Here is a 12,425-nt window from a genome sequence, read left to right as displayed (position 1 = left end):
AAAGTTACAGAAGGTTAAGTAAAGATTTTGAATATCATACTGATACAAGTGAAACTATGATACAATTAGCAATGATTCGACTAATGCTTAATAGAATTAAAAATTAAATTCAAAACAGTTTCTTAATGTATTCATCCCCTAATTTTCGAGTTTCATGAGTAAAGGAAGGTATCTTTCCTTAATTACATTTAAATGGTGTTTTTGATGGGCACATATTATGAAACCAATTGCTAATACAGAAATTTCTTTTCCATTTGCCATTCCTGTTGCATTTAACATTTTATCATTAAAATTTTCAAACAAAAGAAGCGTGCTTTTTCTAACCTGAACAAATTCATTTATTAAACCCATTACACTTCTATTTTGCACTGTGGTATTTACAGCAAAGGAATTTTCATCAAATCCTGCCAAGGTGTTTTTATCGCCCCTGGCAAAGAGTAAAGCTCTGAATGTCATAATCCTTTCTGTATCTATTATGTGTTGCAAAATATCTTTTACTGTCCACTTATTGGCAGCATAAACAATATCTTTTAATGCTTCAAATTCCTTAATATCAATTTCATTTATTTCAGTCAAATGATTTTCTAGGGAAATGTTTAAATCAACATCTTGAATTAAACTGAGATAATAATTAAAATACTCAGGAATTACTGTAATTTGAGATTTTTTCATACGACTTTAAAAAAAAATTATTAATCAGAAACACTTTCAATTTTCAATGAATTCAGCAATAGCCTTGGAGTAATTTTCAAATTCCCAAACTATAGGCACATCACCATGGTTTGCACCTGATATCCGATGTGCCTGGCTGTTTTTTCCTGAATAGTTACTATATACCAGTTCACCATGGGTTTTAATGCTTAAAAAATCATCATCTGTTCCATGTATCCACATGAAAGGTTGATTCACTTTTTTAATTTCCTCGGCATTGTTAATTTTAACATTTACAAAATAGGAAACAGGCATTGCAAGAAGTGCGGCATCCTGAACCATAACAGCAGAGGAGGCAAAAGGTGCTTCAACAATTAGCTTTGCAGGAATTAAGGCTTTAGGATTTGCCGTAAGGTTGATTGCAGGTGCCGAGCCAAGACTAAAGCCATATATTACAAGACGTTCACTTGTTAAACCCTTTAGTTTTAACCATTCAATTGCTGAACTGGTATTCTCATATAAGGCCTGCTCTGTGGGATCTCCTTTTGACAATCCAAATCCTGTATAATCAATCATAAGAACTCCAAACCTGTTTTTATGACCTGAATGAGCCAAAAGTTTTGCACGTTGCCAGTAGAAATCCATATGCCATTTATTTCCATGGCAATACATTATTACTGTATCTGTTTTTATTTTAGCAGTATCTCCTATATATATGCCATGAATCGTTTTCCCTTCAGAATCAAGCGTAAATACATGGACTAAATTTTCAGGAATTTTATAGTTGTTATCAAGAATAAAATCGACTTCACCCTCAAATTCATCCATTTTATATGCTGTTATGGTTGTATCCGGGTTAAACAGGTTTTCATCCACTCTAAGACAAGATGTTAGAAAAAGAAGAATAGCTGCAATACATATATTTTTATACATCTTACTAAAATTTACGTGTAATACTATAATAAACTCCAATTGCACCAGTATTTCCAAATGATGCGTAATCCACAACTATGTTTTGATTGCTTATTCCTGGTGCCAAATACTTCATTTCCAATTGACTGTTCCATTTTTTTCCTTGACCGCTAATTCCAAAATGTGGATTAATAAACCAATTTTTTGTTTGAGCTTGTTCATGCGCTTTTTTTGTGGCAAATTCAAACCAATTGGATATGCCTAAATAAATGAAATGCCTTTTTTTATTAATGTCCCAGTAAAAATTCAAATCACCTTGTGGCCATAATTTTGCTTTTTTTTCAAATGTGCCATAAATAAAATTCCCTGCCAATACCATTGATATTCCCGGAATTAAGGCATTTGTAGTATCATAAGCTTTAATTTCTCTCAATACACCTATATCACTTTGGATGTTTCCATATAAAAGCGAAGTGGTATGAATACTTCCAAATGCAGTTGTTTTAGCGTTTAATCCTTGTCCGTATGTTAAAGCCGTAAAGGGAATTGGAATAGTTGTGCCTGCAAAACCAATTAAAGGACCTCCAAGATTAAAGGCAACTGCTTTTTGATCTTTTTCCAAAGGTTTAACAAAGCGGGTTGGTGCGCAGGAACCAAGGGTTATTAAAATTAAAAATATACCAATTGTATACTTTATTAGTAAATTGTTATTTTTCATTTTGATTATTACCTTTTTTAAATTTTAGAATTATTTCAAATAAAAACTAAAGCATTTTTTCTTTAAGCATTAGCAGAACCTTTTTATCAATCGGAAACATGAGCTCATCCGTTTGTATTTTTTCCAGGGATTTAATACGAAAAGATTCAGCTCCTTCTTTCAATTCTTTAAAATCAAATTCTTTTTCAGCAATTTTAAAATTATAAGGATCTTCAATGTCCATTAAATAATAAATACTAATTAGTTGTTCTTTTTTATTGAATGCGGATTGTTGAAAAAAATCTGTCGTATAAAAATGACTTAGAATTCGAACTTCCTGGTTTAGTTCTTCCATGCATTCTCGCTCAAGGCATTCAATAGTACCTTCACCGAACTCAAGCCCTCCCCCGGGAAATTTTGTGAATTTAAAACCATTTCTATATTCATCAATAATCAATATCTCTTTCTTTTTATTGATGAATAATCCATAAACTCTTACATTAAATTTGTTTATCATTTAAGCAAAAGTATGAAAAAACCATATTGAATAAGTAAAAATCCTAATTTTACCGCCAATGGAAAAAGAATGGGTAAAAATTTATCAAACTGATGACATTCATAAAACAGAACTTATTAAAGCTGTCCTTAAAAAAAATGATATTCAAAGTGTTTCATTAAATAAAAAAGATTCGTCCTATCTTTCCTTTGGTGAAATAGAATTATATGTTAATACTGCTGATGTTTTAAAGGCAATGCAGTTACTTAAAGATTTTTAATATGCTGACAAGAAGTATAACAGGAGCAATTTTTATTGCAGTACTAATAGGTGCAATAATAGTTCATCCGGTATTGTTTTTCATCCTGTTTTTGATAATAACTTTTATTGGGTTACAGGAGTTTTATTCTATTGCTTCAAAGGCAGGCTTTGAGGTTCAGAAAACCACTGGAACACTTGCTGGCTTAATTGTTTTCATACTAATATGCTCTTTTTCTCTTTTTGAGGTAATTGAATTTAAGTTTCTTTCATTAGCCCTTTTTGTTCCATTTTCACTGTTTATTGTTGAATTATATAGAAAATCAAAAACTCCCCTTGCAAACATTGCAGTAAGTTTAATGGGTATAATATACGTAGCAGTACCATTTGCTTTACTCTCTTTCTTAATTATTAATACTGAAACAAAATTTGGAGGAATATTTAATTCAAATATACTATTAGGGTATTTTTTAATTATTTGGACAAATGACACGGGCGCATATCTTGCTGGTAGAAGCATGGGTAAAAGAAAATTATTCGAAAGAATTTCGCCAAAAAAAACCTGGGAAGGAGCTGCAGGTGGATTTATTTTAGCACTTGCTATTGCCTATGTTCTTTCTTTATTTTATACGGAACTTTCAGTTCGAAATTGGTTAATAATGGCAGCTATCCTGGCAATCACAGGCAATTTAGGGGATTTAACAGAGTCCATGTTTAAAAGGCAAGTTGGTATAAAGGATTCGGGAAATTTACTTCCAGGTCACGGAGGAATTCTAGATAGGTTTGATGCAATTCTTATCTCAGCACCATTTGTTTGGATCTTTTTAACTCTAATTAACTGATAATTTTAAATTCCTGGGAGGTAACTTTGAAAAAAAAAACATTAATTTATTTATAAAGCTTTTGCGTAGCATTAATAATTCCTAAATTCGCGCACTTTTAAAAATCATTTCAAAATGGCTATAAAAAACAAACCAGCAAGAAAACGACCTGTTATTAAAACAGGTTCTTCACCAGTTATAAAAACTGTGAAAAAAACAAATTCTTCACCAATTGCAAAATCTGCAAAGAAACCAGCTGTATCGCCAGTTAAAAAAACTGCACAGAAAAAAACATTGGATGAAAAAACATCTGCAACAGCTGTAAACGTATTGTCGGATACTTCCCAACATATGTTTGATGCAGTATTGGCACGATTGGATATTGCAGCAAAAAAAATCGATTTGGCAGAGGATATTCAAAAAATATTGAAATCAGCTGAAAAACAAAATCTTGTAAGTTTGCCTGTAACCATGGACAATGGAACAATTCAGGTTTTTATGGGTTACCGTGTAATTCATACTACTTTTCTAGGTCCATCAAAAGGAGGTATCCGTTATGCTATGGATGTTGATTTGGATGAAGTAAATGCACTTGCTGCCTGGATGAGCTTTAAGTGTGCGGTAGCAAACTTGCCTTATGGAGGTGCAAAAGGTGGTATTCGTTGTAATCCAAGACATATGTCTACAGGAGAACTTGAAAGATTAACAAGGGCATATGCTATTTCTATGGCTGATGTTTTTGGAGTTGACAAAGATATTCCTGCACCGGATATGGGAACAGGAAAAAGAGAAATGGCATGGATAGTAGATGCTTATTCAAAAGTAAAAAGATTTAATGAGCCTGGAGTTGTTACAGGTAAACCAATTACTCTTGGTGGGTCAAAAGGTCGGGAGGCTGCAACAGGTAGAGGTGTTATGATTACTACACTTGAAGCAATGAAAGTGATGGGTATGAATAGAAAACATGCTACTGCGGCAGTTCAGGGTTTTGGAAATGTAGGTTCACATGCTGCCAGGTTACTTGAGGATCAAAAAATTAAAATTCTAGCAATTTCTGATCATACAGCTGCTTTTTACAATCCAAAAGGAATTGATATTTCAAAAGCAATTGCTTATGTACAAGCAAACAATGGAGTATTAAGAGGATTTAACGGTGGAAATGAAATTACAAATGCAGAATTATTAACTCTTCCAGTTGATGTACTTGTACCTGCAGCAATCCAAAATCAGATTACTAAGGATAATGCAAAAGACATTAAAGCAAAATTAATTGTAGAGGGTGCTAACGGACCAACAACTGCTGAGGCAGATGAAATTCTTCACCATAAAGGAATTATAGTTGTACCTGATATATTAGCGAATGCTGGAGGTGTTACAGTTTCTTATTTCGAATGGGTTCAAAACCGTTCAGGAATATACTGGACAGAGGAAGAAGTTAATACCAAGCATGATATTAACATGATACAAGCTTTTGAAAATGTTTGGTTTAATGCCAAGCAGTATAAAACTTCAATGAGAACAGGTTCTTATATTACTGCTCTTAAAAAAATAGAAAAAGCAATTCGATACAGAGGTAATTATTAATCCTTATTTAGATTATTTTTCAAAAAACGTAAAGCTTAAAAGCTTTACGTTTTTCTTTTTTTAACTTTAACCAAATTTCAGCATTAATCAAGCTAATTTATCAACTGGAACCATGAAATTTCACAAAGAGGGTTATCCCACATTAATTGCTGCTATCCTTTTCATAGCAGTTCTGATTTTTATTTCACATTATTTATTAAATGATTTGACCTTATTCAGGTATTTTATTTATGTAATTTCTGCAATCCTTTTGATTACTGTTTTACAATTTTTCAGAAACCCTAAAAGAAACTTTACAAATGATGATGCAAAAGTTATTTGTCCTGCAGATGGTAAGGTTGTAGTTATTGAAGAGGTTTTGGAGAATGAATATTTTCAGGATAAAAGAATTCAGGTTTCTGTTTTTATGTCCCCGGTAAATGTGCATATCAACCGTTATCCTGTAAGCGGTGTTGTTAAATATGTAAAATACCATCCGGGAAAATACTTGGTTGCATGGCATCCAAAATCATCCACCGAAAATGAGAGATCCTCAATTGTTCTTGAAACAAAATCAGGAAAAGAACTACTTATAAGACAAATTGCAGGAGCTCTTGCAAGGAGAATAGTTTATTACTGCAAACCTGAACAACAAGTAAAACAAGGAACAGAACTGGGTTTTATTAAATTCGGATCAAGGGTGGATGTGTTTTTTCCACTAAATGCAAAAATAGAAGTTACTTTAAATCAGAAAGTAAAAGGTGGTGAAACAATTTTAGGAACAATAGATTAATACTTAAATTTTATTATTTTCGTTTTGAATTATATATTTAATATAAAAAAGTTATATTTGTACAATAATAATTAAACCCAAAAACCAAGAAACTTATGAAAAATTTATTTTTAGCATTAGCACTTGTAGGATACATCGGAGCAACAACTGCTTCTTCAGTAGTATTATCTAACGAGAATGCAATTTGCTTTCACGAAGAAAAAGGAAAAAAAGATAAAAAGAAAAAAGATGCTAAGTCATGTGCTAAAACAGAAACTGAAGCAAAGAGTTGTGATAAAGGAGCAACTAAACCATGCTGCGCAAAAAAAGCGGATGCTACAAAAACCGATGCTACAAAGACTGATGCTACAAAGACTGATGCTACAAAAACTGAAACTATCAGATCTAATGATGCAGTTGAATAAGCATTAATAAAAATTCAAAAAAAGCTCTTCAGAATTTCTGAAGAGCTTTTTTTTTGCATAATAAAAACAAAAGGAAATAAAAAACAAGTTTAAATGAATGGGAATACTTAAAAACCTTTATTACTAAAAAATTTCTATCAATGTTTTTAAGCTAGATACCTCATAAGTAACCTTTTGCTTATGCACTTTACAGCCTGGATTAAAATAAACCTGGTCAAGGCCTGCATTTCTGGCTCCAACTACATCAATATCAAGATGGTCTCCAATCATAATACTTTGTTTGGTTTTGGCTTTAGCACGGTATAAGGAATAATGGAAAATCCTTTTGTCCGGTTTTTTAAACCCGGCAGATTCGGAAGTAATAACTTGGTCAAAAAATTTCCTTATGCCTGTATTCTCTAATTTCAAAAATTGAACCTCTTTAAAACCATTTGTGATAATATGGAGGGTATATTTTTGTGACAGGTATTCCAGAACTTCAATGGTATAGGGTAACAAATGAGTTTTAAAAGGGCTTTTTTCAAGGTAGGCATCTCCGATCTTTTGTGCTAATTTCTTATCCTGAATGCCAAAATCCAGTAATGCTTTATCAAAGCGTTCTGTTCTTAATTGTTCCTTTGTTACTATTCCTTTTCTGTATCCCTCCCACATTGCTTCATTGTGGATTTTATATCCAGCAACAAATTCATCAAAATTAGTTACTCCAGAGTTTGTTAATTCAAGTTCGTTGAAAATTTCAAAAAGAGCTTCAGTGGAGTTTTTATCAAAATCCCAAAGTGTAAGGTCAAGGTCAAAAAAAACATGCTTGTACTTCATACTTTTGTTCCGAAAGCAAGATCCCCGGCATCACCCAAACCAGGAACAATATAGGATTGAGCGGTAAGTTCATCATCTACCTCCCCTATCCAGATTGTTGTTTCTGGTGGAAGATTTCGTTTTGCATATTCAAGGCCTTCAGCACTTGCAATGGCGGCAACAAAGTGGGTATGCTTTGGAATTCCTTTAATTAATAATGCCTTATATGTAAGCACCATGGATGCTCCAGTTGCCAACATTGGATCAGCAAGAATAAGTATTCTGTCGGTAAGATCAGGGCTTGAAACATATTCTACTTGTATATCAAAAGTCCCGTCTTTATGAGGTTTACGGTATGCAGAAACAAATGCATTCTCGGCACGATCAAAATAATTTAGAATTCCTTGATGCAAAGGAAGGCCCGCACGCAAAATTGATCCAATTACAGGCTGATCAGTTGCGAGATTTGCCTGGGCAATTCCAAGAGGTGTAGTAATTTCAGTGGATTTATAGGAGAGAGACTTACTTATTTCGTAGGCGAAAATCTCTCCTATTCTTTCAAGGTTTCTCCTAAATCGCATGGAATCTTGTTGAACATTTACATCACGTAATTCTGCAATGAATTGATTAAATATAGAGTTATTCTTTCCTAAAATATGAACCATTACAAATCTTTCTTTTAATTAAATTTGATTCTAAATTAAACATTATTAAATCAATATAAAATATCATTTTTTGAAGTTTTTCAACAGCAAGGGTAAACGATTGATTTTCAAGCCAGGATAAGGTTTTTCTGAGGCACCAAAACCCTTATAAAATCTGGCTAAATTTTCATTGTTGGACCCCTCGAAATCCAATATCATCCCAGAACCAGCATTTCGTTTAATGAAATTATCGATTAAAAAAAACATAGCTCTTGTTTGCTTTGCCTGATTTGAAGTGCCAGAAAAAATGAAAATAGCTCTGTTTTTTTTTATGAAATATACCGCTCCGGCAATAAGTTGATCCTGTTCCTTAATCCCAATTAATTCTATGCTTGCATTTTCACTACAAGCAGTGCATAATTTTTTGAATAATGCATAATGTTTGTCTTTTAAATTATTGATCCCTTTTCCACGGTTTTTTCTAAATAAATCAATAATAGGAACAGGGGATTCCAAATAAACCTCCTGCAAATTATATTTAGCAGCTTTTACAATTGAGCGGCGGGTATTTTCTGAAAATTCCTTATAGTGGAATTCATAGTTGCTATGGAGCTGTAATTCGAGGTTATTATTCAAATTAATGCCTTTTTTTTTCTCTAAGGAAACATTTTCTGAATTTAACAGAATTTCAATGTATTTGTATTTTTCGGGAATAGCCCTAATAAAACTATCCACTTCTTGAGATTTAAAATTAGATAAGCAAAATACCCCTAGCTGTTGAACAAAAAAAGGAGGAAATAAATAATCAATTCCAAATTTTTTATTATTCGGTAAGGGCATAACTGTTGTGAAATCCTCATTTACCAAGGCTGCCCAGTTAGGACAAACCAAATCAAGATACCAGGAGTAAGCGTAAATTAAACCATTATGAGCATTGTAAATAAGCTCATTCCATTTTGTCTTATCAATTTGATTGTGTTCAAGGAAATGGATCATTTAGAACTTGCGTATTTAACCATTTCTTCATAAACATATTGCCAACCCTTCCAGTTTTTATCGTTACTTAAGGAATCATTGTGCCAGATGCTTATGAATGTACCATTTACAGCTTTCACCTCATTTATTATCGGGATAATGTAATCCATGGCTATTTCTGGCCTTAATTTCATATAATATTTTAATGTAGCATCCATAATTGAAAAGGGATGAATTTTAAGTTTTGTTTCAATATCAAGATCCAGGTCATAAAAATTAAAAGAGGAACATATACCTGCCCTAAAACCTATTTTGGAAGTATAACCCATTGTATAATCATCGGTAATATCAAGATCAATTAAACCTCTATAGGTTTCAGGAAGTATTAATTTTAAAAAGTGTTGCCTGCTTTTAAACACCTCCCTATTCAGGATAATTTCTAAACGGTTAAGTTCCTCCTTTAATTTCTTAACGCTTTTATTTGAATTAAAACCCGGATGAATTCCAACTTCCGAATAATCCGCAAGGGATTTAATTAAGGATTGGAATTTCCTGCTTTGTACGAGTACATTCTTATCATTTATACCATAATCTGCCAATAAAATAAAATAAATTACATCCAGCTTATATTTTTTTTGAACGGAAAGTTGATAATCATAAGTATCGAAAGGATCGGGTTGGTTTCCTGATATCACTTTTAAAATTTGAAACACTTCATCCATTCGTAAATTAAATGCTGCTCTTATTAGCCCTGCCATTGTTCTCACAAATCCCTTTTCTTTATAGGCATAGGCATTATCAATATCAATTGTAGAAATAAATTTGAATTCTCTTGGAAGAAAATGCAATTGGGGATATTTGCTTTTTAGCAGCATTTTAATTTTTTCGCACCAATGATTAATTACAGGTTTTTCAAGAAATCCTTTTTGAAATGCAAGGCTTTCCTCAGCTGTGTAACGTTGAAAATCATCTTTTATATGAGGCAAATATTCTTCATAACGACTCAGAAGAAAAAAGGCAGAAGAAAATGGATCAAAAGGAAGGGCCGATGTTTTATTGGTTTGAAAAAATATTTTATGCCCTTCCCATTCTGATACTTCAATGTCATAATCCCGAATGTCGTTTTCAAAAAGCAAAGATTTTGATAAAAAAAACAATTCATCAGAAATTGGATGAGAATGATAACTTATTTTAACTCCTTGATAGCTTTCAAATTTTTGCTCATTGGTAGTAAATTCAATGGCTTCAACTCCAATAACATCCTTTAAAATCAAATTGAAAATATAACGAATCCTGTTGGTGATTTTTGGGCAATAAATAAGTATCATTTTTATGTTTATGAAAAATTGCTTATTAATGTTTCACTTATAAATTCAGCTGCATTTCCATCTCCGAAAATTTCAGGAAATTCAAAATTATTTTGTTCTACCAAATAATCGTAAGCATTAATTATTTTTTCTGTATCAGTTCCGGATAAAATAGCACAACCATTTTCAACCAATTCTGTCCATTCTGTTTCTTCCCGCAATATAATACAGGGTTTTTTGAAAAAGTAAGCTTCCTTTTGTACTCCACCGGAATCAGTTATAACCAGTAAAGCGTTTTTTTCCAGGGCAATCATTTCCAAAAATGAAACAGGTGATATTAATTTAAAATCTTTATTGTTTTTGATGCTTTTATATAGGTCTTTATCCAGGTGTTTTTCAAGCAGGGATGCAGTACGCGGATGCAATGGAAGAATTATCTGTTGTTTTTTGCTTGTTGAAATGGTATTTAAAGCAGCAAACAATGCATTTAAATTTTCAGGTTCATCCGTATTGTTGTTCCTGTGAATGGTTGCCAATATATACTTGTTTGGCTTTAATTTATTTTCACTTATTACATTCGTTTTTTCATTTGCACGCATTGAAAAATAAATGCTATTATCATACATAATGTCCCCACAATGAAAAACACCAGGATTGTCAACTGTATAAGGAGGATTGTTTTTAGGATCAAAACCTTCTTTAGTTAAATTTTTGATTCCTGCTTTGGTAGGTGAAAAAAGCAATGTGGAAACATGATCGCAGGTAATTCTGTTTATTTCCTCAGGCATTTTCTTGTTAAAAGACCTCAGGCCAGCTTCAATATGAACCACTGGAACTAATATTTTAGAGGCTGCAATGGCACCGGCAAGTGTTGAATTTGTATCCCCGTAAAGCACAATACAAGAAGGTTTTTCTTTAATCAATATACTCTCAATATCTGCAATCATTTTTGCAGTTTGTTCTCCATGCATGCCTGATCCGGAATTCAAATTGTATTTTGGCTGGGGAATACCAAGCTCCTCAAAAAAAACAGCAGACATGTTTTGATCGTAATGCTGGCCGGTATGCACAATTATTTCAGTTATTTTATTGGAAGCCTTGCTAATAGCCCTGCTTAATGCTGCAGCTTTTATTATTTGGGGCCTTGCTCCTATTATAGTTATAATTTTAATCATTAATTAATTTACGTATTAAAAATTATAGTGCCTGGCACAAAATTATAAAATCCCCTCGTCTGCAAAACTAAAATAACCAGTATCAGTAAAAATAAGATGATCAATAACCGGGATTTCTAAAAACTTACCCGCTTCTTTAAGCCTTTTTGTGAGGCTAATATCTGCATCGCTTGGCTTTGTGTTGCCAGAGGGATGATTGTGACAAAGAATAACGGAACTGGCAAGAACCTCCAAAGATTTATTAAAAATAAGCTTTGCATCAGCAACTGTTCCTGAAACACCACCATGACTTATTTTTTCTGATTTAATAATAACATTTGCACGGTTTAACATAATTACCCAAAATTCTTCATGGGGAAGATCCAGCAGCATAGGTTTAAAGTAATTGTAGGCTTGTTGGCTTGAGGTAACTTTAATTTTTTTAGAAATTTCCTCATCCTTTCTTCTTCTGCCAAGTTCCATTGCGGCTACAATAGAGATTGCCTTGGCCTCACCTATTCCTTTTGTTTTTGTTAATTCCTTAACAGATAATTTTCCAAGTTCATTCAAATTATTTCCTGTTTTTTGAAGAATTACCTTGGCCAGTTCAACAGCAGAAAGCTCTTTGTTGCCAGAACCAATTAAAATAGCCACTAATTCAGCATCAGAAAGGCAGGCCCTACCTCTAAGTAATAGTTTTTCCCGTGGTCTATCTGCTTCTGCCCAGGCAGTAATGGGTATTCTATTTGAAACAAATTCTTCCATTTTCTATGATTTTTTATACTATTAATTCTTAACATAAAGATAAAAAGTTTAAGTAATAAAAAAGGGATCAAGCGGAAAAGTTGGGGGCTGCAAATTTCTAAGCATAAATATTTGCTAATCTGAACAAGAAAAAACTTACATTTCTAACTCCTCTAAAAGCAGACCTAAAAGCTTTTATTTTTGCATTGAA

At 32.6% G+C, this 12,425-nt stretch carries 15 protein-coding genes; 5 read left to right on the top strand and 10 right to left on the bottom strand.

From position 1 onward, the window contains the following. Positions 1-138: 138 nt before the first annotated feature. Genes H0V01_07605 through H0V01_07590 form a run of 4 tightly spaced genes read right to left on the bottom strand, consistent with a single transcriptional unit; the run spans position 139 to position 2,777 of the window. Positions 139-672 (bottom strand): DinB family protein, encoded by a 534-nt coding sequence (locus H0V01_07605; GenBank protein ID MBA2583234.1) that lies wholly within the window; start codon positions 670-672, stop codon positions 139-141. Between the two features lie 36 nt (positions 673-708). Next, entirely contained in the window at positions 709-1,584 is an 876-nt protein-coding gene (locus H0V01_07600; protein ID MBA2583233.1) for an alpha/beta hydrolase, read from the bottom strand. Between the two features lie 4 nt (positions 1,585-1,588). Next, entirely contained in the window at positions 1,589-2,281 is a 693-nt protein-coding gene (locus tag H0V01_07595; protein ID MBA2583232.1) for a hypothetical protein, read from the bottom strand. 46 nt (positions 2,282-2,327) lie between these two features. Continuing rightward, on the bottom strand, positions 2,328-2,777 hold the full coding sequence (locus tag H0V01_07590; GenBank protein MBA2583231.1) for an NUDIX domain-containing protein: 450 nt from the start codon (positions 2,775-2,777) through the stop codon (positions 2,328-2,330). 58 nt (positions 2,778-2,835) lie between these two features. Between H0V01_07590 and H0V01_07585 the strand changes: the two genes are divergently transcribed. The 5 genes from H0V01_07585 to H0V01_07565 all read left to right on the top strand — a co-directional run bounded on the left by H0V01_07585 (position 2,836) and on the right by H0V01_07565 (position 6,595). Further along, a complete protein-coding gene (locus tag H0V01_07585) occupies positions 2,836-3,036 on the top strand; it encodes a DUF2007 domain-containing protein (GenBank protein ID MBA2583230.1) in 201 nt (66 codons plus the stop codon). Between the two features lies 1 nt (position 3,037). Beyond that, positions 3,038-3,856: a phosphatidate cytidylyltransferase gene (locus H0V01_07580; GenBank protein ID MBA2583229.1), complete on the top strand. Its 819-nt coding sequence runs from the start codon at positions 3,038-3,040 to the stop codon at positions 3,854-3,856. A gap of 330 nt (positions 3,857-4,186) precedes the next feature. After that, the gene (locus H0V01_07575) at positions 4,187-5,419 is read left to right on the top strand and encodes a Glu/Leu/Phe/Val dehydrogenase (protein MBA2583228.1); all 1,233 of its coding nucleotides are present in this window, start codon (positions 4,187-4,189) and stop codon (positions 5,417-5,419) included. A 112-nt stretch (positions 5,420-5,531) separates the two neighbouring features. Next, positions 5,532-6,191: a phosphatidylserine decarboxylase family protein gene (locus H0V01_07570; GenBank protein ID MBA2583227.1), complete on the top strand. Its 660-nt coding sequence runs from the start codon at positions 5,532-5,534 to the stop codon at positions 6,189-6,191. A gap of 95 nt (positions 6,192-6,286) precedes the next feature. After that, positions 6,287-6,595, top strand: coding sequence for a hypothetical protein (locus tag H0V01_07565; protein ID MBA2583226.1), 309 nt, complete (start codon positions 6,287-6,289; stop codon positions 6,593-6,595). 123 nt (positions 6,596-6,718) lie between these two features. On the opposite strand, the gene H0V01_07560 is transcribed toward H0V01_07565, so the two are convergent. The 6 genes from H0V01_07560 to radC all read right to left on the bottom strand — a co-directional run bounded on the left by H0V01_07560 (position 6,719) and on the right by radC (position 12,235). Then, on the bottom strand, positions 6,719-7,411 hold the full coding sequence (locus H0V01_07560; protein MBA2583225.1) for a noncanonical pyrimidine nucleotidase, YjjG family: 693 nt from the start codon (positions 7,409-7,411) through the stop codon (positions 6,719-6,721). Continuing rightward, positions 7,408-8,055, bottom strand: a complete 648-nt coding sequence (gene upp / locus H0V01_07555) for a uracil phosphoribosyltransferase (GenBank protein MBA2583224.1) — start codon at positions 8,053-8,055, stop codon at positions 7,408-7,410. Before upp ends, H0V01_07560 begins: the two co-directional genes overlap by 4 nt. Before the next feature lie 63 nt (positions 8,056-8,118). Further along, on the bottom strand, positions 8,119-9,030 hold the full coding sequence (locus tag H0V01_07550) for a GNAT family N-acetyltransferase (GenBank protein MBA2583223.1): 912 nt from the start codon (positions 9,028-9,030) through the stop codon (positions 8,119-8,121). Beyond that, positions 9,027-10,337 carry a hypothetical protein gene (locus tag H0V01_07545; GenBank protein MBA2583222.1) on the bottom strand — a complete coding sequence of 437 codons (1,311 nt, stop codon included), beginning with the start codon at positions 10,335-10,337 and terminating at the stop codon, positions 9,027-9,029. The genes H0V01_07550 and H0V01_07545 overlap by 4 nt, the downstream gene beginning before the upstream one ends. Positions 10,338-10,345: 8 nt before the next feature. Further along, entirely contained in the window at positions 10,346-11,488 is a 1,143-nt protein-coding gene (gene wecB / locus H0V01_07540) for a UDP-N-acetylglucosamine 2-epimerase (non-hydrolyzing) (protein ID MBA2583221.1), read from the bottom strand. 45 nt (positions 11,489-11,533) lie between these two features. Beyond that, positions 11,534-12,235 (bottom strand): DNA repair protein RadC, encoded by a 702-nt coding sequence (gene radC / locus H0V01_07535; protein ID MBA2583220.1) that lies wholly within the window; start codon positions 12,233-12,235, stop codon positions 11,534-11,536. Positions 12,236-12,425: the final 190 nt, after the last annotated feature.

It is taken from the genome of Bacteroidota bacterium (assembly GCA_013696965.1).
Lineage (GTDB): Bacteria > Bacteroidota > Bacteroidia > JACCXN01 > JACCXN01 > JACCXN01.
Note: the sequence above shows the minus strand (reverse complement) of the source record. Positions and strands in the feature narration are given on the sequence as shown.

Excerpts from the sequence above, each read along its gene's own strand:
- H0V01_07595 (MBA2583232.1), bottom strand. The coding sequence starts at position 2,281 with ATGAAAAATAACAATTTACTAATAAAGTATACAATTGGTATATTTTTA.
- H0V01_07585 (MBA2583230.1), top strand. The coding sequence starts at position 2,836 with ATGGAAAAAGAATGGGTAAAAATTTATCAAACTGATGACATTCATAAA.
- H0V01_07590 (MBA2583231.1), bottom strand. The coding sequence starts at position 2,777 with ATGATAAACAAATTTAATGTAAGAGTTTATGGATTATTCATCAATAAA.
- H0V01_07605 (MBA2583234.1), bottom strand. The coding sequence starts at position 672 with ATGAAAAAATCTCAAATTACAGTAATTCCTGAGTATTTTAATTATTAT.
- radC (MBA2583220.1), bottom strand. The coding sequence starts at position 12,235 with ATGGAAGAATTTGTTTCAAATAGAATACCCATTACTGCCTGGGCAGAA.
- upp (MBA2583224.1), bottom strand. The coding sequence starts at position 8,055 with ATGGTTCATATTTTAGGAAAGAATAACTCTATATTTAATCAATTCATT.
- H0V01_07550 (MBA2583223.1), bottom strand. The coding sequence starts at position 9,030 with ATGATCCATTTCCTTGAACACAATCAAATTGATAAGACAAAATGGAAT.
- H0V01_07580 (MBA2583229.1), top strand. The coding sequence starts at position 3,038 with ATGCTGACAAGAAGTATAACAGGAGCAATTTTTATTGCAGTACTAATA.
- H0V01_07545 (MBA2583222.1), bottom strand. The coding sequence starts at position 10,337 with ATGATACTTATTTATTGCCCAAAAATCACCAACAGGATTCGTTATATT.
- H0V01_07575 (MBA2583228.1), top strand. The coding sequence starts at position 4,187 with ATGTTTGATGCAGTATTGGCACGATTGGATATTGCAGCAAAAAAAATC.
- H0V01_07565 (MBA2583226.1), top strand. The coding sequence starts at position 6,287 with ATGAAAAATTTATTTTTAGCATTAGCACTTGTAGGATACATCGGAGCA.
- H0V01_07560 (MBA2583225.1), bottom strand. The coding sequence starts at position 7,411 with ATGAAGTACAAGCATGTTTTTTTTGACCTTGACCTTACACTTTGGGAT.
- H0V01_07570 (MBA2583227.1), top strand. The coding sequence starts at position 5,532 with ATGAAATTTCACAAAGAGGGTTATCCCACATTAATTGCTGCTATCCTT.
- H0V01_07600 (MBA2583233.1), bottom strand. The coding sequence starts at position 1,584 with ATGTATAAAAATATATGTATTGCAGCTATTCTTCTTTTTCTAACATCT.